The sequence below is a fragment of the Marinihelvus fidelis genome, assembly GCF_008725655.1.
GTDB lineage: Bacteria > Pseudomonadota > Gammaproteobacteria > Xanthomonadales > SZUA-36 > Marinihelvus > Marinihelvus fidelis.
In genome coordinates this window covers 351,696-369,189 of record NZ_VYXP01000002.1, presented here as the reverse complement: position 1 = coordinate 369,189, position 17,494 = coordinate 351,696, and the positions used below count along the sequence as shown (strand labels likewise).

19 protein-coding genes are annotated in these 17,494 nt (G+C 64.2%); 12 read left to right on the top strand and 7 right to left on the bottom strand.

Going from position 1 to position 17,494, the window contains the following annotated elements; translation table 11 throughout:
• Both F3N42_RS03050 and ppc read right to left on the bottom strand, forming a co-directional pair.
• Positions 1-885: a DMT family transporter gene (locus F3N42_RS03050; RefSeq protein WP_150862904.1), complete on the bottom strand. Its 885-nt coding sequence runs from the start codon at positions 883-885 to the stop codon at positions 1-3.
• Between the two features lie 18 nt (positions 886-903).
• Positions 904-3,621, bottom strand: coding sequence for a phosphoenolpyruvate carboxylase (gene ppc / locus F3N42_RS03045; protein WP_150862903.1), 2,718 nt, complete (start codon positions 3,619-3,621; stop codon positions 904-906).
• 302 nt (positions 3,622-3,923) lie between these two features.
• Here ppc and F3N42_RS03040 point away from each other — a divergent pair, with 302 nt between their 5' ends.
• The gene (locus tag F3N42_RS03040) at positions 3,924-4,802 is read left to right on the top strand and encodes an OmpA family protein (protein WP_224784654.1); all 879 of its coding nucleotides are present in this window, start codon (positions 3,924-3,926) and stop codon (positions 4,800-4,802) included.
• Positions 4,803-5,304: 502 nt separating this feature from the next.
• Positions 5,305-5,535 (top strand): hypothetical protein, encoded by a 231-nt coding sequence (locus F3N42_RS03035; protein WP_150862901.1) that lies wholly within the window; start codon positions 5,305-5,307, stop codon positions 5,533-5,535.
• Positions 5,536-5,613: 78 nt separating this feature from the next.
• On the opposite strand, the gene F3N42_RS03030 is transcribed toward F3N42_RS03035, so the two are convergent.
• Both F3N42_RS03030 and phhA read right to left on the bottom strand, forming a co-directional pair.
• On the bottom strand, positions 5,614-5,958 hold the full coding sequence (locus F3N42_RS03030) for a 4a-hydroxytetrahydrobiopterin dehydratase (protein ID WP_150862900.1): 345 nt from the start codon (positions 5,956-5,958) through the stop codon (positions 5,614-5,616).
• A 17-nt stretch (positions 5,959-5,975) separates the two neighbouring features.
• Complete coding sequence (gene phhA, locus F3N42_RS03025) at positions 5,976-6,770, bottom strand: phenylalanine 4-monooxygenase (RefSeq protein WP_150862899.1); 795 nt, start codon at positions 6,768-6,770, stop codon at positions 5,976-5,978.
• 123 nt (positions 6,771-6,893) lie between these two features.
• On the opposite strand from phhA, the gene F3N42_RS03020 reads away from it, so the two are divergent.
• The 5 genes from F3N42_RS03020 (at position 6,894) to F3N42_RS03000 (ending at position 10,502) form a co-directional block, all read left to right on the top strand.
• Entirely contained in the window at positions 6,894-7,364 is a 471-nt protein-coding gene (locus tag F3N42_RS03020; RefSeq protein WP_191621202.1) for an Lrp/AsnC family transcriptional regulator, read from the top strand.
• 131 nt (positions 7,365-7,495) lie between these two features.
• The gene (locus tag F3N42_RS03015; RefSeq protein WP_150862897.1) at positions 7,496-8,611 is read left to right on the top strand and encodes a phosphoserine transaminase; all 1,116 of its coding nucleotides are present in this window, start codon (positions 7,496-7,498) and stop codon (positions 8,609-8,611) included.
• A gap of 5 nt (positions 8,612-8,616) precedes the next feature.
• Positions 8,617-9,798, top strand: coding sequence for a phosphoglycerate dehydrogenase (locus tag F3N42_RS03010; RefSeq protein WP_150863151.1), 1,182 nt, complete (start codon positions 8,617-8,619; stop codon positions 9,796-9,798).
• A 4-nt stretch (positions 9,799-9,802) separates the two neighbouring features.
• Positions 9,803-9,994 (top strand): HIG1 domain-containing protein, encoded by a 192-nt coding sequence (locus F3N42_RS03005; RefSeq protein ID WP_150862896.1) that lies wholly within the window; start codon positions 9,803-9,805, stop codon positions 9,992-9,994.
• 124 nt (positions 9,995-10,118) lie between these two features.
• Positions 10,119-10,502: a hypothetical protein gene (locus tag F3N42_RS03000; RefSeq protein ID WP_150862895.1), complete on the top strand. Its 384-nt coding sequence runs from the start codon at positions 10,119-10,121 to the stop codon at positions 10,500-10,502.
• Positions 10,503-10,567: 65 nt separating this feature from the next.
• Here the strand turns inward: F3N42_RS03000 and F3N42_RS02995 are convergent, their stop codons facing one another.
• Genes F3N42_RS02995 through F3N42_RS02985 form a run of 3 tightly spaced genes read right to left on the bottom strand, consistent with a single transcriptional unit; the run spans position 10,568 to position 14,063 of the window.
• Positions 10,568-12,316 (bottom strand): sodium:solute symporter family protein, encoded by a 1,749-nt coding sequence (locus F3N42_RS02995; protein WP_150862894.1) that lies wholly within the window; start codon positions 12,314-12,316, stop codon positions 10,568-10,570.
• A complete protein-coding gene (locus F3N42_RS02990; protein ID WP_150862893.1) occupies positions 12,313-12,591 on the bottom strand; it encodes a DUF4212 domain-containing protein in 279 nt (92 codons plus the stop codon). The genes F3N42_RS02995 and F3N42_RS02990 overlap by 4 nt, the downstream gene beginning before the upstream one ends.
• A gap of 20 nt (positions 12,592-12,611) precedes the next feature.
• A complete protein-coding gene (locus F3N42_RS02985) occupies positions 12,612-14,063 on the bottom strand; it encodes a pyridoxal phosphate-dependent decarboxylase family protein (RefSeq protein WP_150862892.1) in 1,452 nt (483 codons plus the stop codon).
• A 71-nt stretch (positions 14,064-14,134) separates the two neighbouring features.
• Here F3N42_RS02985 and F3N42_RS02980 point away from each other — a divergent pair, with 71 nt between their 5' ends.
• From F3N42_RS02980 to F3N42_RS02960, 5 genes are read left to right on the top strand one after another with little or no spacing between them, the layout of a single operon-like run.
• Positions 14,135-15,424 carry a PP2C family protein-serine/threonine phosphatase gene (locus tag F3N42_RS02980; RefSeq protein WP_150862891.1) on the top strand — a complete coding sequence of 430 codons (1,290 nt, stop codon included), beginning with the start codon at positions 14,135-14,137 and terminating at the stop codon, positions 15,422-15,424.
• A complete protein-coding gene (locus tag F3N42_RS02975; protein ID WP_150862890.1) occupies positions 15,425-15,835 on the top strand; it encodes an ATP-binding protein in 411 nt (136 codons plus the stop codon).
• Positions 15,835-16,134 carry an STAS domain-containing protein gene (locus tag F3N42_RS02970; protein ID WP_150862889.1) on the top strand — a complete coding sequence of 100 codons (300 nt, stop codon included), beginning with the start codon at positions 15,835-15,837 and terminating at the stop codon, positions 16,132-16,134. Before F3N42_RS02975 ends, F3N42_RS02970 begins: the two co-directional genes overlap by 1 nt.
• A gap of 39 nt (positions 16,135-16,173) precedes the next feature.
• Positions 16,174-16,716 carry an RNA polymerase sigma factor gene (locus F3N42_RS02965; RefSeq protein ID WP_150862888.1) on the top strand — a complete coding sequence of 181 codons (543 nt, stop codon included), beginning with the start codon at positions 16,174-16,176 and terminating at the stop codon, positions 16,714-16,716.
• Positions 16,713-17,468, top strand: a complete 756-nt coding sequence (locus F3N42_RS02960; protein ID WP_150862887.1) for an anti-sigma factor family protein — start codon at positions 16,713-16,715, stop codon at positions 17,466-17,468. The genes F3N42_RS02965 and F3N42_RS02960 overlap by 4 nt, the downstream gene beginning before the upstream one ends.
• Positions 17,469-17,494: the final 26 nt, after the last annotated feature.

Below are 17,494 nucleotides of genomic sequence, written 5' to 3'. Positions count from 1 at the left end.
TCAGTCGCCAACGGCGGCCGGAACAATCGCCTTGCGACGGCCGCGTAGCGTGATCACCAGGATGCCGGAAAGCACCATCGTGCCCCCCAGCAACAGGCGCCAGCCGGGCCGGTCGCCCCAGACAAGGACGCCGAAGATCGTGCCGAACACCGGCATGGTCAGCAGGTAGGGCATGACCGTCGGCAGCGGGTTGCGTTGCACCAGGATGAAAAACACGCCATGGCCGACCAGCGACGCCATGAAGATGCTGTACGCCAGCGCCGCCCAGTGCCAGGGTCCCACCGGGCCCAGTGAGGTCATCGCTTCAGGTTCCAGCACCCACATTGCGCCGACCAGGATGGGCAGCGAAAACACTGACGACCAGGCCTGGAAGCTGAACGTGCTGATGCCCCGCAGGCCGCGCATCAGCACTGAACCGAGCGCCTGGAACAGCGCCGAGCACAGCACGATCATCAGCGCCTTCGACTGTTGCAGCACCAGTGGGTCCAGGCCGATGATGAGCACGCCGGTAAAGGCCACGCCGGTGGCCGTCAGCGTACGCCAGCCGGCGCGTTCACCCAGGAACAGCATGGCCAGCAGCACCGCGAACGGAATACTCATGTTTTGCAGGATGGTCACCGAGGTGACATCGGCGGACAGCTGCAGGGCCCATTGCAGGAAGGTGAAATGCAGCGCGCCCAGGAAGATCCCGGCGCCCGCCAGCTGCAGCCAGTGGCCGGGCGCGGGGCGGCGCAGGAAGGGCAGGGTGATCAGCAGCACGCAGGCGAACCGCAGGGTCACGAACTGTAGCGGGGTAAAGGCCTGCATGCCCTTGGCCCCGGCGACGAAATTGAAACCCCAGACCAGGCTGACGCCCAGCACCAGGAGCAGGTCGCGGGTGCTCAACGCCTGTGCCGCACGGGATCAGCCCGTGTTCTGGATCGCCAGCGCGATGCCGTTGACGGTGGATTTCAGCGCCCGCAGCAGGGTCTCGTCCTCGCGGCCACCGTCGCGCCAGCGCCGCAGCAGGTCGATCTGCAGCAAATGCATCGGGTCCGTGTAGGGGTTACGCAGGCGGATGTTGCGGGCCAGCGTGTACTGGTCCTCGAGCAGGTCGTTCTGGCGCTTGATTGCGAGAATGTGCTTGCGCGCCAGCGCGAACTCTTCCTCGATCAGGCCAAACACCGTGCGGGCCTCCTTGTCGGCCAGCTGCGCGTAGCGGCGGCCGGTTTCCAGCGTCGACTTGGCCAGTACCATCTCCACATCCGAGATCATGCCGCGGAAGAAACGCCACTGGTCGTGGAGTGCGCGCAGGCGGTCGATGCCATGGGTGTTGGCGGCCGCCTCCAGCGCGGTGCCGATACCAAACACGCCGGGGAAGCCCACCCGCACCTGCGCCCAGGAAAACACCCAGGGAATGGCGCGCAGGTTCTCCACGCCCAGGCCGCTGCGGCGCGAGGCTGGCCGCGAGCCGATGTTCAGGCGCTCGATCACGTCAATGGGCGTGGCGGCGCGGAAATACGGCACGAAACGCTCGTCCTCGAAGACCAGGCCGCGGTAGCGCTTGCGGGCGTTGCCGGCCAGTTCCGCCATCAGATCCAGCGCCTCGGGCGTGCCGCCGGCGGCGGTATCCAGGAAGCGGTGTCGCAGCACCGCGCCGGTCATCAGTTCAAGGTTGCGCAGGGCAATCGGGCGGACACCATACTTCTGGTTGATGACCTCGCCCTGCTCGGTCACGCGCAGGCAGCCATCGATGCTGTCCGGCGGCGCACCCTCGATGCCGTTGACCAGGTTGCCGCCGCCACGGCTGACGGTGCCGCCACGGCCATGGAAAAAGTGCACGCGCACGCCGTTGCGCTGGCCAATGTCGATCAGTTTGCGTTGGGCCTCGTACAGGCTCCAGCGTGACGACACGATGCCGCTGTCCTTGCTGCTGTCGGAGTAGCCGATCATGATGACCTGGCGGTTGCCGCGCTTGGCGAGGTGGTCGCGGTAAACGTCCAGGGCCAGCAGTTCTTCCAGGATCGCCGGCCCGGCATTCAGGTCGTCAACAGTCTCCAGCAGCGGGGCAATGTCGAGCGGCACATGGCCGTCCCTTTCCAGCCCCGACATGCGCGCCAGCGCCATCGTCGTCAGCACGTCGTCGGCACCCTGGGTCATGCTGATGATGTACAGCCCGGTGGCCTGCTCGCCGAAGTCCGAGCGTGCGCGGCGAATGGCGCGGAACACGTCCAGTGTGCTGCGGGCCTGGTCCGAGCGCGGGGATGGCCGGCCCTCCATGGGTGCCGCCAGCCACGCGCCCAGCTGTTCGCTGCGCTCGGCGCGGCCCAGCTCCATCCAGTCAGGCTTGCCGAACAGTTCACCCAGCACCTGTCGGTGCAGCAGGGCGTCCTGGCGCGCGTCCAGCGTGGCCAGGTGAAAGCCGAAGGCGCGGATGCGCCGCTCCAGGCGACGCACGCTGAACAGGCCCGCATGGCCGCCGTGATTGGCCTCCAGGCTGTCGCCCACCGCGCGAATGTCATCGAGGAACTCGCCGGGGTCGCCATAGCCGCCCTCGCGGCCGGCCAGGGTCGCGCGCAAGCGCTGGTGAACGAACTGCAAAAAGCAGCGATAGGGCATTTCACGGTGTCGGACCGGGATATCGGCGGCCACTTTAGGCATCTGCTCCCAGTAGGCCTCGAGGCGGCTCTCCAGATCACGGGTAAAGGTGGCCACCGAGCGCGTCTGGCTCAGGTAGCGACCCAGTTGGTACACCTCGGGCAGGTACTTCTGGATGATGGCCGCGCGCTGCGTGGACAGGGACTCCATCAGCGTGTCGGCATTGACGTTTGGGTTGCCGTCCATGTCGCCGCCCACCCACGAGCCGAAGCGCAGCAGTTCGTCCGTTTCGGCCTGTATCGTGCCTTCACCGTAGTGCTGGTCGAGCGCGGCCTGCAGGGACTCGTGATAGGGCGGCACGATGCGGTAGAGGATATCGGTCAGGTAGAACAGGACGTTATCCAGTTCGTCGGCGACCGTCGGCCGGGCGCTGGGTACGCTGCTGGTCTGCCAGGCGGAGTGAATGGCGTCGCGGATGCGGTCCAGGGTCTGGGCTTCTTCCTGCGGCGTGCGGTCCGGGTTCAGGCGTTCGACCAGGCGGTGAACGATGGAGTACTCCTTTTCCAGGAAGCTCCGGCGCGTGGCCTCGGTGGGGTGGGCCGTGAACACAGGGCGGATCATCAGGTCATCGAGCGCGGCCGTGACTTCGGCCGCGGGGCAACCGGCCCGGGCCAGTTCGCCCACCACTTCGTCCAGGCTGCCGCGTTGCGGCGCCGCGCCCAGTTTTACGTATTCCCGCCGCCGGCGAATGCGATGAGTCTTCTCCGCCAGGTTGGCCAGGCGCAGGTATGTGGAGAAGGCTTTGACGATATTAAGGACGTCATCAATGCTGATGTCATCCAGGGCCGCCTCCAGGCGCTCCGCCGCCGTCTCATCGCCTTCGCGAACCAGGATCGCAGCTTTGCGAACGGCTTCCACCTGCTCCAGCAGTTCCGGCCCATGCAGGTCGACCAGGGCCTCGCCCAGTAGCCGGCCTAACAGGCTGACATCGCGTCGAAGGGGCAGGTCTTTTTCCGGAAATTCTACTTGGCGGATTTCACTCATGGGCTGCGTTACTTTTCCTTTGCGGGCGGAGTTTGGGCGTAATTTTGAATCTTAACACCCGCTGTCGCCGTGGCATCACGGTACAAGGCCATGAATTCCAATTCATTTCCCGGGCAGGCCTGAATCGGACGCCGGGCCATGGTTTACAGGGCTTTTAGCCCCGGTTTATTCCTTTAAATTCCTTGTCAGGCGGCTTCAAGGGTAGTAATTTCTATCACTCATTTGCCACACGGGCATTTAGAGCCCGCACATCGATGGGGAGTCCGATGAAAAACGTAAGGAATATTCTGGTACTGGTTTCGATGCTTGTCGTCGTTGCCGGCTGTAGCAGCACGGGTGGAGGCTCATTCACCGACAGTCGCTGGAAATGCGCGGCCGTTCTGGGTGCCGCAGGTGGTGGTTTTGGCGCCATCGATGACAGCGATGCCGCCGTGACCGGCGCCCTTATCGGCGCGGGTATCGGCGCACTGTTCTGTGGTGGCAAGGATACCGATGGCGACGGCGTCAAGGACAGCAAGGATGAGTGCCCCGGCACCCCGCCTGGCTCTCCGGTTGACGAACGTGGCTGTGAATTCGACGACGACGGCGACGGCGTGGTCAACAGCGAAGACCGCTGCCCGGACACGCCGGCTGGCGTGGAAGTCGACTCGCGTGGTTGCGAACTCGACAGTGACGGCGATGGCGTTGGCAACAGCAAGGACCAGTGCCCCGGCACGCCGGCTGGCGCCAAGGTTGATGCCAAGGGCTGTGAACTCGACAGCGATGGCGACGGCGTCGTCGACAGCCGTGACCGTTGCCCGGGTACGGCCAAAGGCACGCCGGTCGACAACAGCGGTTGCGACCTGGAGAAGGAGTACACGCTGCACGGTGTGAACTTCGAGTTTGATTCGGCCAAGCTGACCTCGAACTCAACCCACGTGCTGGATGAAGCGCTGAAGATCCTGAAGCGTCATCCGGACCTGAAGGTTGAGATTGCAGGCCACACCGACTCTGTCGGTTCTGCCGAGTACAACCAGGGCCTGTCCGAGCGTCGCGCCAAGTCCGTCTATGACTACCTGACCGCCAACGGCGCGAAGGCAGCCAGCCTGAGCTACAAGGGTTACGGCGAGTCCGCTCCGAAGGCCGATAACGGCACCAAGGAAGGCCGCGCCGAAAACCGCCGGGTTGAGTTCCGGCACTAAGGCGAACGCCTGATTGAAAAAGACCCGGCGGTATGGTCCGCCGGGTTTTTTTTGCCCGTTCGCCGTGGAATTTGCTGAACGGGACTATGCAGAAGCGGTGAAAACAGGCTAAAATGCCGGTTAACAAGGGTACAATTCTCTTAACTGGTCTGAGTTCAAGGCCTTGAGCAGGGGGAACATCGGCTTCGCAACGCCGGTGTTTAATGTTCAAACAGTGTCCAGGCATGCATCGCACAGCATGTTGCTCCGCTGTTCGCAAATACTCCAGCCTACAGGTCCCAGGCCTTCGGTCTGTCCCAGGACAGAAGCGAAACGCGCACGGATTGGCGCCACGTACCAACTTTTTGTCCGGTCGTCCGTATTCCTACTGACGAACGGAAACTGACAGGGAACCGTGAGCAGGATGCTCATGACAGTCTCCGGAAACAGGTCTGCCGACGAAGGGGAAAGCGTCGCGGCCAGGGGGCCCCGCAGGGGGTCGGAAGAACGTAAGGAGATCGTAATGCTGGAAATTATTCTGTTGGCGTCAGGTTCGTTCCTGCTGGCCATGTTCTGCGTCTGGGCCTACCGCATCGGTCGATCATGGCACGGTTCCATGTACCGTTCGGTCAAGCTCAAGGGGCAGGAGTCCTCACTGAATGTTGGCCGCGAGCGCGGAAACGTCCAGTTGCGTTTCGCGGATTCGACCAGCAACTCGCTGTCGAACGATTCGCGCAAGCCCTGGGGTTGGTGAGCACCCTGTTCTGAATGTCGCGCCACGGGCCTCGTGGCGCTGTAGACCCGGCGGTCGCCGGGTCGAAGATTGTCCCGCCTAGTCGATCAGTGCCGACACTTTCGCGGCACAGATAAAGTCATTTTCCGAGAGCCCGCCAATCGCGTGGGTCGTGAACGTCACGTCGCAGTAGTTGTAGCCCGCGGAGAAATCCGGGTGATGGTTTTCCCGGTTGGCAATCCACGCCATCGCGTTGATGAAGGCCATGGTGCGGTAAAAACCCTTGAATTCGAACCGGCGTACCAGCGCCTTGCCACTGTCTGCAATGTCCCAGCCCGGGACGTCGGCGAGCATCTGCCTGGCCGTGGCTTCATCAAAGGCGTCGACGCCGCCCTCGCAGGGCGCGCAGTGGCGGTCTTCCAGGTTGCATACGGTGCTGGACATCGGGGGTTCCTTGCGGTTCAGGCGCTTTCGCGCTGTGGAAAAGTGGGTGCGTGCATGCCCAGGCGCCGCGCTTCGGCGACCAGGGCCGCCAGGTCGGCCTGGGCCAGTTCGTAGAGTGTATCGAAGCTGTCGATGACAAAGTAAACGGTCTGGTAGATATCGATGCGGTACGGCGTGCGCAGCGCGTCGATCGGGTCGAACGGGCGACGCTGTGGAACCTCGCTATCGAGCGAGTAGGTCAACTCGCCCGGAGACGAGACCAGGCCGGCGCCATAGGAGCGCAGGCCATCGGCGGTATTGATCAGGCCAAACTCCACCGTGAACCAGAACAGCCTGGCGAGCATCGCGTGGTCGCGGCGGTCGGCGGCCAGCCCGGCATTGCCGTAGGCCTCGGTAAACGCGGCGAAACGGTAGTCGGTCAACAGTGGGGTATGGCCGAACAGTTCGTGAAAGATGTCCGGTTCCTGCAGGTAATCCATATCTTCGCGCCGGCGGATAAACGTGGCTGCCGGAAACTGCCGGTTGGCCAGCAGCTTGAAGAACGCGGTGAAGTCGATCAGGGCGGGGACCGGCGCGACCGACCAGCCGGTCTGCTCCTGCAGTACCGCGGAAATTTCCGCCAGTTGGGGCACGCGGTCGCGGGGAAAGTTCATCAGTTCGAGCGCGTGCTGGTATTCGTCACAGACGCGGCCGGGGAGCACCGGCAGCTGCCGGGACATCAAATCACCCCACACCCGGTTTTCTTCTTCCGAGTAGTCAATCACGCCGTTGGCGTCGGCCTGCTTCGAGGTATAGCGGCTTGAGTGACCCATGTCCTGCTCCGGTGTGTACGCGTGTAATTATTCTATGCCTTCGATACGGTCATATATTTATCAATGATTTCATCATAGAGGCAAGAAGTGAAATAAATGTACTGTTTGATCTATATTATAGAAATGAACAGTTCACTCGATGCGATCGACATCCGTATTCTCGACATTTTCCAGCGGGAGGGGCGGATTTCCAGCCAGGCGCTGGCCGAACGGGTTGGCCTGTCCACCTCGCCATGCTGGCGGCGTGTGCGCAAGCTCGAAAAGGCAGGTGTACTGGGGCGCGATGTCACCCTGCTTAACGCCGCGGCGCTGGGTCTGGATGTCATCGCTATCGCCAATGTATCGCTGGAGGACCACCACCCGGACTCGGTGGCGGACTTCGACCGCATGGTCAAGGCCCGCGACGAGATTCAGGAGTGCTTTGCCACCAGCGGTGAGTACGATTACATGCTGAAGGTCATCTGCGCCGATATCGCGGCCTATGACCGATTGCTCAGCGGACACATCATGCGCTGCAAGGCAGTGCACCAGGTTAACACCAGTTTCGTGCTGCGCAGTACCAAGCAAACCACGGCATTGCCGCTCCCGGGTTAAGGCCTGGCAGGCGCTATCGGCCATGCCACGGATGGATACGAATTCATGACGAAACGCCTTGCCATTTCACCCCATTGTCATGAATGAAGGCGATACAATGATTGCTTGTCCATGCCACCTCGTACACTGCCTTGAAGCCTTCAGAAAAGCCCGTTAACCCGAATTTTTCATCGGGGCCCTGCAGCAAGCGCCCCGGATACAATGTCAGTCAACTGAGCCTGGATACCCTGGGCCGGTCGCATCGCTCCGCGCTGGGCAAGGCGACCCTCAAGCGCGCCTGCGAAGACACCGCGGAACTGCTGGGCCTTCCGGAAGGTTACCGGGTGGGCGTGGTGCCGGCGTCCGACACCGGCGCCATGGAAATGGCCATGTGGTCGCTGCTGGGTCAGCGGCCCGTCGACGTCTTCTACTGGGAGTCCTTCGGCAAGGGCTGGCGGGCGGATATCGAGCAGCAACTGAAGGTCGATGGCGCGCGCTTCTTCGAGGCCGGCTACGGCGAACTGCCGGACCTGTCGCAGGCCAACCCGGCACATGACATTGTCTTTACCTGGAACGGTACGACCTCCGGTGTGCGCGTTCCCGACGCCGACTGGATCGCCGCCGATCGCGAGGGCCTGACGCTGTGTGACGCCACTTCCGCCGTGTTCGCCCAGCCGATGGACTGGGACAAACTTGACGTGGTGACCTACAGCTGGCAGAAGGTCCTGGGCGGTGAGGCCGCGCATGGCATGCTGATCCTGTCGCCGCGCGCGGTTGAGCGGCTGGAAAGCTATGAGCCACCGTGGCCAATGCCGAAAATCTTCCGCCTGACCAAGGGCGGCGCACTGATCGAGGGCATCTTCAGCGGCGCGACCATCAACACGCCGTCCATGCTCTGCGTGGCCGATTACCTGGACGCGCTGGACTGGGTCCGCGCCGAAGGCGGGGTCAGCGCCACCATCGCGCGTTGTGACGCCAACCTGGCCGTCATCGATCGCTTCGTGGCCGCCAACGACTGGGTCTCGTTCCTGGCAGAATCCGGTGACACCCGGTCCAACACCAGCGTCTGCCTGTCCGTGGACCTGCCGCCGGAAGGCGTGAAGGCCATGGTCGCGTTGCTGGCGGATGAAGGCGTGGCCTACGATATCGGCGCCTATCGAGACGCGCCCCCGGGCCTGCGAATCTGGTGTGGCGCCACGGTCGAGGCCGCGGACCTGGAAACCCTCATGCCATGGCTCACCTGGGCCTACAACGAAATTAGAGAGTGATGACGATGTACAAAGTCCGTACCTACAACAAGATTTCCGAGAAGGGCCTGGGCCTGTTCGACAGCGAGCGCTACAACATCGGCGAAGGCCTGGAGTCGCCCGATGCGTTTATCCTGCGCAGCCAGAAACTGCATGACGAGGCTTTTCCGGACTCGCTGCTGGCGATTGCCCGTGCCGGTGCCGGCGTCAACAACATCCCGATTCCGGACTGCACCGAGAAGGGCGTGGTCGTATTCAACACGCCTGGCGCCAACGCCAACGCCGTGAAGGAACTGGTCGTGGCCGGCATGCTGCTGGCCTCGCGTGATGTCTACGGCGGCATGAACTTCGTCCAGTCGCTGACCGACATGGACGACGCCGGGGAAATGGCCAAGCGCCTGGAAGCGGAGAAGAAGCGCTTCGCCGGTGGCGAAATCGCCGGCAAGACCCTGGGTATCGTCGGCCTGGGCGCCATCGGTTCCATGGTCGCCAACATGGGCCTGGAACTGGGTATGTCGGTGGCCGGTTTCGACCCGGCGCTGTCGGTGGAAGCGGCCTGGCGCCTGTCCAGCCGGGTGCAGAAGGTCGATAACCTGCACGCGTTGCTGAAAATCTGTGACTTCGTCTCGCTGCATATCCCGGCCAACGAGCACACCCGCGGCCTGGTGGACGACGAGGCCTTCGCGGCCATGAAACCCGGCGGCTGCCTGATCAACTTCGCCCGCGAGGAAATCGTCGACCCCGAGGCGCTGGTCAAGGCGCTGGACGAGGGCCGGTTGCATCGCTACGTGGCCGATTTCCCGCGCCCGGAACTGCTGGGTCGCCCGGAGGCCATCCTGATGCCGCACATCGGCGCCAGCACGGCGGAAGCCGAGCAGAACTGCGCGGTCATGGCCACGCGCCAGCTGATGGACTACCTGGAAAACGGCAACATCACCAACTCGGTGAACTTCCCGCAGACGCGCATGGGCCGCAACGGTGGCTGGCGCATCACGTTTGCCAACCGCAACGTGCCGAAGGTGCTGGGCAGCGTGCTGTCCGTGCTCGCCGACCGTGACATCAACGTCATCGACATGGTCAACAAGAGCCGCGGCGAGATCGCCTACAACATCATCGACGTCGAATCCGAGCCGGGTCCGGGCGCACTCGAGGCCATTGCCGCCGCCGAAGGCGTGATTCGCCTGCGCGTGCTGCCACCCAAGGCCTGACCCCATGGACGTCCTGACCTTCATCATTATCTTCGCCCTGCTGGCCGTGGTCGCCTCGCTGCTGTTCGGGCTGGTGTCGATGGGGCAGGGCGGCCGGTTCGACAAAAAGTACGGCACCGGGTTCATGTGGGCCCGGGTCGGCTTCCAGGCCGGCGCAGTTTTGCTTTTGCTCGTGGCGCTGGCCCTTCGTTCCTAGTCTGGGGCGCCCTGGGCGGGTGCAACGGCCCGGTTTGAGGCAGTTGTTCACCGCGTGGTATTCTCGTTTCCTCTTTGCATGACAGGGCGGTGATCACCGCCACGACGACACAAAAGGACAGCACATGAAATTGAAGGGTGCACTGCTCACCATCGCGCTTGGCGCAACGATCACCTCGGCCGCCACGGCCCAGGACGACGGTTCCGAAGTTATCCTGCCGCTGGAAGCGCAGACCTGCAGCCTGCCTGCCGCGCCGGCGCGTATTCCCGACGAGGCCACCTACGACGACCTGAAGAAGGCCAAGGGTAATATCGGCACCTTCCAGGCAGAGCTCACCAGCTACCGTGAGTGCCTGGACAGCTCAGCAGAGTCAGGTGACCTGACCGATGGCAACGAGATTGCCCTGGGCCAGGCGCACAACTACTCGGTAGAAATGGAAGAGCGCGTCGCGGAACAGTTCAACGAGGCCGTGCGTTCCTACAAGGAGCGGAAGGCCGCCGAAGGGTAAACCTTTTGCTGGTTTGAACTGAAAACGGCGGCCTGCGGGCCGCCGTTTTCGTTTCCAGTCTCCGATCAGGCCGCGCGCGGTACGCGGATGTCCTCGACCAGTTGCCGCACCTTCTCCGGTGGCGGTTCACCCGCCAGGCTGACGGCCCAGGCCACGGCGAAATTCAGCACCATGCCGACCACGCCAATGCCCTCGGGCGAGATACCGAAGAGCCAGTTGTCGACGGTGTTTTCAAACAGCGGTTCGAAGAACACACCCTTGAAGGCCAGGATGTAGGCGAAGGTAAACACCAGGCCCGTCACCATGCCTGCAATGGCGCCCTGTTTGTTCACGCGGGTGCTGAAAATCCCCATCAGGATGGCGGGGAACAGTGACGCCGCGGCCAGGCCAAAGGCGAATGCAACCACCTGGGCGACGAAGCCGGGCGGATTCCAGCCCAGGTAACCGGCGACGACAATGGCCACAGCCGCCGCGACCCTCCCTGCCGCCAGTTCCTGCTTCTCGCTGATATTGGGCGCGATCACGCTCTTCAGCAGGTCGTGGGAAAACGCGGCCGAAATCACCAGCAGCAGGCCGGCGGCCGTTGAAAGCGCCGCGGCGATGCCGCCGGCGGCCACCAGCGCGATCACCCAGTCGGGCAACTGCGCGATCTCCGGGTTGGCCAGCACCATGATGTCGCGGTCGACAGTCAGCTCGTTGCCTTTCCAGCCGAAGGACTCGGCCTGCCGGGCGAAGTCCTCGTTGGCATCGTCGTAGTACTGGATGCGGCCATCGCCGTTGTGGTCCTCGAAGCGGAGCAGGCCGGTGTCTTCCCAGGTCCGGAACCACTGTGGGCGCTCGGCATACACCAGGTTGGCGTCCGCGGCGCCCACTTCGCCGGCCTGGATGGTATTGGTCAGGTTGAAGCGCGCCATGGCCCCCACGGCCGGTGCGGTGGTGTAGAGGATGGCAATGAACAGCAGCGCCCAGCCGGCCGACCTGCGCGCGTCCGAGACCTTCGGCACGGTGAAGAAGCGCACGATCACGTGTGGCAGCCCGGCGGTGCCCACCATCAGCGCCATGGTGATCGCGAAGACATCGATCGTGCTCTTGTTGCCCTCGGTAAAGGCGCGGAACCCCAGGTCCGTGACAATGGCGTCCAGCCGGTCCAGCAGGTGGACGTCGGTGCCGGCCACGGTGCCGCCCAGGCCCAGCTGCGGCAACGGGTTCCCGGTCAGTTGCAGCGAAATGAACACGGCCGGCACGGTGTAGGCAAAGATCAGCACCACGTACTGGGCCACCTGGGTATAGGTGATGCCCTTCATGCCGCCCAGCACCGCGTAGATAAACACCACGGCCATGCCGATCATCAGGCCCACGTGGATGGGTACCTCCAGGAAGCGCGAGAAGACGATGCCGACGCCGCGCATCTGCCCGGCCACGTAAGTGAAGGAGATGAAGATCAGGCAGATGACCGCCACCAGGCGGGCCGCGTTCGAGTAGTAACGGTCGCCGATAAATTCCGGCACCGTGAAACGGCCGTATTTGCGCAGGTACGGGGCCAGAAGCAGCGCCAGCAGCACATAGCCGCCGGTCCAGCCCATCAGGTAGACGGAGCCGCCGTAGCCCAGGAAGGCGATCAGCCCGGCCATGGAGATGAACGACGCCGCCGACATCCAGTCGGCCGCCGTGGCCATGCCGTTGGCCACCGGGTGCACGTGCCCGCCGGCGACGTAGAAGTCCCCGGTGCTGCGCGCCCGCGACCAGAAGGCAATGGTGATATAGACGACAAAGCTCAGCCCTACCGCCAGGTAGGTCAGCGCCTGCAGGCTCATGAACCCACCCCCGGCTCATCGTCGTCGACACCAAACCGGTGGTCCAGGCGGTTCATCCGCCAGGCGTAGAAGAAGATGATCAGCAGGAAGGCCATGATCGAGCCTTGCTGGGCGAACCAGAACCCCAGCTTGAACCCGCCCAGGTGGATGGCATTAAGCGGCTCGGCCAGCAGGATGCCAAAGCCGAACGAGACCACGAACCAGGCCACCAGGCAGCCCAGCACCAGCCTGATGTTGGCACGCCAGTAAGCCTGGCGGGACAGATCTTCTTTCATGGGTTGTTCTCCCTCTTTTTTTAATTGAGCCCTTGTCCAAGCCGGACAATATGCCCGGCAAGCGCCTCGACATCCTCCCGGCGTGTCCGCCAGTTGGAGAATGCAGGCCTGAATATGGTTCGTTCGCCCAGTTTCGATGTGCCGACCAGGAATTCGCCGGCCTCGATCACGGCCTCGCCCAGGCGCTGGTTCAGCGCGTCGAGCTCGGCCTCGTCCAGGCCGCCCGGGTTGTAGCGGAAGGCGACGATGTTCAGCGGCACGTCGGCCATGCGCTCAAGCCCGGGCGTGTGATCCACGACCCGGGCGAAATGCTGCGCGATGTCCAGGCAATGCTCGACGATCTGGCGGTGGCCGTCACGGCCGTAGGCCTTCAGGGTCGCCCAGACCGCAAAGCCGCGACCCCGCCGCGAGCTCTCGGGGCCGATCGCGCCCAGCGTCGGCCGCGGGTCGTCCTCGTCGGGCAGGTAATCGGCGGAGTAGCGGAACGCCCGGGCCATCAGGCCATGGTCGCGGACAAACGCGTATCCTGAGTCATAGGGGACATTCAGCCATTTGTGGCCATCAACGGTGATGGAGTCCGCGCCCTCAAAGCCCGCGACCAGGTGCGCGGTGCGCGGTGACAGCGCCGCGAACAGCCCGAAGGCGCCGTCGACGTGCACCCAGCAGCGATGCCTGCGGGCGATGTCGATCATGGCCGCGACAGGGTCGAAGTGGCCGGCGTTCACTTCGCCGGCGTTGACGACCACCAGCGCCGGTGCGCCGCCCAGTTGTTCCAGGGCGCGCGTGAACGCGTCCAGGTCGACGCCGCCATCCGGGCCATCGGGCACCTGGGTGATGTTCGCACGGCCCACGCCCAGCAGCGACAGGACCTTGCGGCTGGCGGCGTGCAGGAACCCGGTGGAGATTACCGGCATCGGCGGTTGTCCCGCCAGGCCCGTCTCGGAGACATCGAAGCCCAGTTCTTCGCCCCACCACTGCCGCGCGGCCGCCATGCCGACAAAATTGGCCATGGTCGCGCCGGTCACCATCAGGCCGTGCATGCCGGCGGGAATGCCCAGCAGTTGCTTCAGCCACTCCAGTGCCTGCAGTTCCATGCGCACGCCCACCGGTGACGTGACCCAGGTGTAGGTGAGTACATCGAAGGCGGCGGCCACCAGGTCCGCACCGTGCGCGGCGGGCGTGTTGCCGCCTATGACGAAGTGGTAGCAGCGTGGCCCGGCGGTGTTGGTGCCGGCCCGGGCCTGCAGGTCCAGGAGTTGCTCCAGCGCCTGGCGCGCGCCTTCGCCGCGGTCGGGTAGGGGCTCGTCCAGCACCGCGAGCGCGGCGTCGGCGCCCGGGGGCAAGGCAGGGCGTTCATCGGCCTGGGCGATGGCCACGGCCAGCGCGTCGGCCAGGTCATGGACCAGCGTGGACGCCTCGCGCCTGAGCTGGTCGGCCAGCGGCGCGGCTTGATGGGCAGTTTGATTCGGCATGACTGGCAAGCTTGCCGAATCCGCCGGTCGATGTCACGCGCGGAGCCTGCGCGGGTGATATTCTCTCGCAGATGAATACGCTGACACATGGATTGGCACCGGAACAGCTGGGGTGCGAGGAGATCAGTCGCGAGTCGCTGATGAAGATCCTCGAGATCATGCACCGACTGGCCGCGCCCGAGGCCATGCCGGAACTGCTGCGCGAGATTATCGAGGTCGGCAAGCTGGCCATCGTCGCCGAGGCTGGCGTGCTCTGGCTGCTGGACCGCGATGCGGATGAGCTGGTCATGGTGTCGCCATCCAGTGATGCGCCGCTGCGCCGTCGGCTCGGCGATGGCTGGGTCGGTGTGTGCGCGCAAGTCCGCGAGATGAGTAACATCCATGAGTGCCGTGACGACGACCGGTTCCAGGCCGACCCGCTGAACCTGCCGGGATTCGAAACCCGCTCGCTGTTCAATGTGCCCATCATCGGACAGGACGATTCACTGCTGGGGGTCATGCAGTGGCTCGGCGCCCGGCCGGGCCAGTTCGACCATCACGACGAGTGGGTCGGGCCGGCGCTGGCGGCCCAGGCCGCAGTGGCCGTGCAGCACGCCTACATGACCGATGAACTGCTGGCCAACGCGATCCTCGAGCGCGAGGTGGCCGTGGCCAGGGAGATCCAGCTCAGCACCCTGCCAAGCGAATTACCGGAAGTGGACGGCTACGGGCTGTACGGGCACTTCCTGCCCACCTCCCACACCGGTGGTGACCTGTACGACCTGGTGATGCTCGATGGCCAGCTGTTCATGCTGCTTGGCGACGCCACCGGGCACGGTTTCGGGCCGGCGCTGTCGGCCACCCAGATGCAGGCCATGATGCGCGTGGCGTTCCGCCTGGGGGCGGGCCTGGATGACGCCTACCGGCAGGTCAACAACCAGATGGCCGAGGACCTGCCCGACGACCGCTTTATCACCGCCTTCATGGGCTTCCTGGACCCGGCCAGCCACCAGGTGCAGTTCCACTCTGCAGGCCAGGGGCCGATTCTTCATTATCACGCCGCCGAAGACCGGCTGGAGTGGCACAAGCCCACGAGTTTCCCCCTGGGTGTCATGGAGCTGGAAACCGGCGCGCAGCGGGCGAAGCAGCTGCAACTTGCGCCGGGCGATATCCTGGCGCTGGTGTCGGACGGCATCTACGAGTTCGCCAACGCCAACGGCGAACAATTCGGCGAAGCCGGTGTCGGTGACGTCGTACGCCGCTACCGGGGCCGGCCCGTGGCGGAGCTGGGACAGGCCCTGGTCGACGCCGCATTCGCGTTTGGTGGCGATGTCGAGCAGGCCGATGACATCACCCTGGTGCTGGTACGGAGGGATGGCTGAATGACCACGGCCGCTTTCGCAAGGGATGTAGAGTCACTGGCCGGCATCGTCGCCATGACGGCCGATTTTTTCAGCCGCCATGCGATCCCGGCCGGACTGCGCCAGGCCGTGGACCTGTGCCTGGAGGAACTGTTCGTGAACATGGTCAGGTATAACACCGAGACCGACCGGCCCATCGAGATCGAGCTGCGTGCGGTCGATGGCGGCGTCACGGCCACGCTGACCGACCACGATGTCGAGCGCTTCGATCCGGCGCGCATCAGCGCCGTGGACATCCACGCGCCCATCGAGGAACGCGAACCCGGTGGGCTGGGTCTCTACCTTGTTTTCAAAATGGCGGACTCCGTGCACTACGAATACCGCGCCCGCACCAGTAAAATCACCTTCGTCATCGAAGGGAAACAGGCTTGATGTTTGAAATAGAGACCGACGATAAGGGTCACGTCAGGGTTTCAGGGCGGCTGGACGCGGCGCGAGCGCCGCAGGCACAGACGTTCCTGGACCGCGTGGACGGCCCCTGCGTCATCGACATGCAGGGGCTGGAGTACATTTCCAGCGCCGGCCTGGGGGTGCTGTTGCGCACGCATAAGCGCTTGCTGGTGGATGGCCAGGGGGTTCGCCTGGTCGGCGTCGGCACGCACCTGCAGGATATTTTCACCTACTCCGGTTTCGACCGGCTCTTCGACATCGAGGCGGCCACGGATGGTTAATTCACCGCGTATCAACTTTTTTGCCCCACGGCGGTATTCATGAACAGGGATGGTGACGAAGCGCTGATCCGGGATTGCCGGAAAGGAGACCGACAGGCGCTGGGTTCACTGGTCCGCCGGTACGAGCGGCCCGTGTACAACGCGGCCTATCGAATGCTCGGCAACGCGGACGAAGCGGCTGACGTGGCGCAGACGACCTTTCTCAAGGCCTTTGAGCACCTCGACCGCTATAACCCCAAGTACCGGTTCTTCAGCTGGATTTACCGGATCGCGGTCAATGAATCGATTGACCGCCTGAATGGCAGATCCAGGCTGCGTGAACTCGATGAGCCGCCGGCGTCAAATGACCCCGGGCCGGATGACATCGAAGGGCAGCGGCAGTTGAGCCGGCAGTTGCAATCGTCGCTGATGGGGCTGACGGAGGACCAGAGGGCCGTGATCATGTTGAGGCACTTCGTGGAAATCAGTTACCGGGAGATCGGGGAAATCCTGCAGATCCCGGAAAAGACCGTCAAGTCGCGGCTGTTCACCGCGCGACAGCGACTCAAGGACATGCTCGAAGTCGAGGGGGTCCATCCATGAACGAACAACAGATGATCGACCTGGTGCAGGCCGGAATTGACGGCGAACTGGCTGCGGACGAACAGGACGAACTGGCGCAGTTGCTGGAGTCGTCGGCCGAAGCGCGCGAACTTCACGCGCAGCTTGCCGGCGTGGCGGCCGTGCTCGGCCGGGCGGAGCCGCTGGAGCCGCCTGCGGACCTGCACGCCCGGATTATGGGTTCCATTGAGCTGCCGGCACCCCGGCGCCGCTGGTTCAGCTTCGGCCAAGCCGGCGCGCCGGGCCCGTTGGGCTACGGCCTGGCCGCGGTGGCCGGTGCGATCTTCACGTTCGCGGCGCTGACTGTCGTGGACACGCCTTTCGGGCCGGATGATACCCGCGACATGGTCGGCACCATTGCGCCGGTCGCGGCGACCCGGGTGGGCGCGGAACGTTTTGACGCGGCTGCCGGCCGCGGGTCGCTGGAACTGTACCGGCTGGAGGACGGGGGTTACCGCCTGGATGTCGCCGTCGACGCGAGTTCGTCACTGGACTGGCGTATCGACCTGGATGGCAGCGGCCTGGTGCTCTCGGAGCTGACCTCGTTGCAAGGCCAGCCGGGGCGCGTCGACTGGCCCCAGGGGCGCATCCTGGGCGAAGACGACACCACCGTTCGCCTGTCGGCCGCGCTGCAGGCGGACCCGTCCGCAGATGCCGTCAATATCGCCCGGGTGGGCTGGGTGCTCAGCGCCGACGGGACAACCGTGCATCGCGGGGGGCTGACCGCCGACTGAACGGGCTAAAACCGCGCCGGTCCCTG

Excerpts from the sequence above, each read along its gene's own strand:
- ppc (WP_150862903.1), bottom strand. The coding sequence starts at position 3,621 with ATGAGTGAAATCCGCCAAGTAGAATTTCCGGAAAAAGACCTGCCCCTT.
- F3N42_RS03040 (WP_224784654.1), top strand. The coding sequence starts at position 3,924 with ATGCTTGTCGTCGTTGCCGGCTGTAGCAGCACGGGTGGAGGCTCATTC.
- F3N42_RS03035 (WP_150862901.1), top strand. The coding sequence starts at position 5,305 with ATGCTGGAAATTATTCTGTTGGCGTCAGGTTCGTTCCTGCTGGCCATG.
- F3N42_RS03030 (WP_150862900.1), bottom strand. The coding sequence starts at position 5,958 with ATGTCCAGCACCGTATGCAACCTGGAAGACCGCCACTGCGCGCCCTGC.
- phhA (WP_150862899.1), bottom strand. The coding sequence starts at position 6,770 with ATGGGTCACTCAAGCCGCTATACCTCGAAGCAGGCCGACGCCAACGGC.
- F3N42_RS03020 (WP_191621202.1), top strand. The coding sequence starts at position 6,894 with ATGAACAGTTCACTCGATGCGATCGACATCCGTATTCTCGACATTTTC.
- F3N42_RS03010 (WP_150863151.1), top strand. The coding sequence starts at position 8,617 with ATGTACAAAGTCCGTACCTACAACAAGATTTCCGAGAAGGGCCTGGGC.
- F3N42_RS03005 (WP_150862896.1), top strand. The coding sequence starts at position 9,803 with ATGGACGTCCTGACCTTCATCATTATCTTCGCCCTGCTGGCCGTGGTC.
- F3N42_RS03000 (WP_150862895.1), top strand. The coding sequence starts at position 10,119 with ATGAAATTGAAGGGTGCACTGCTCACCATCGCGCTTGGCGCAACGATC.
- F3N42_RS02995 (WP_150862894.1), bottom strand. The coding sequence starts at position 12,316 with ATGAGCCTGCAGGCGCTGACCTACCTGGCGGTAGGGCTGAGCTTTGTC.
- F3N42_RS02990 (WP_150862893.1), bottom strand. The coding sequence starts at position 12,591 with ATGAAAGAAGATCTGTCCCGCCAGGCTTACTGGCGTGCCAACATCAGG.
- F3N42_RS02985 (WP_150862892.1), bottom strand. The coding sequence starts at position 14,063 with ATGCCGAATCAAACTGCCCATCAAGCCGCGCCGCTGGCCGACCAGCTC.
- F3N42_RS02980 (WP_150862891.1), top strand. The coding sequence starts at position 14,135 with ATGAATACGCTGACACATGGATTGGCACCGGAACAGCTGGGGTGCGAG.
- F3N42_RS02975 (WP_150862890.1), top strand. The coding sequence starts at position 15,425 with ATGACCACGGCCGCTTTCGCAAGGGATGTAGAGTCACTGGCCGGCATC.
- F3N42_RS02970 (WP_150862889.1), top strand. The coding sequence starts at position 15,835 with ATGTTTGAAATAGAGACCGACGATAAGGGTCACGTCAGGGTTTCAGGG.
- F3N42_RS02965 (WP_150862888.1), top strand. The coding sequence starts at position 16,174 with ATGAACAGGGATGGTGACGAAGCGCTGATCCGGGATTGCCGGAAAGGA.
- F3N42_RS02960 (WP_150862887.1), top strand. The coding sequence starts at position 16,713 with ATGAACGAACAACAGATGATCGACCTGGTGCAGGCCGGAATTGACGGC.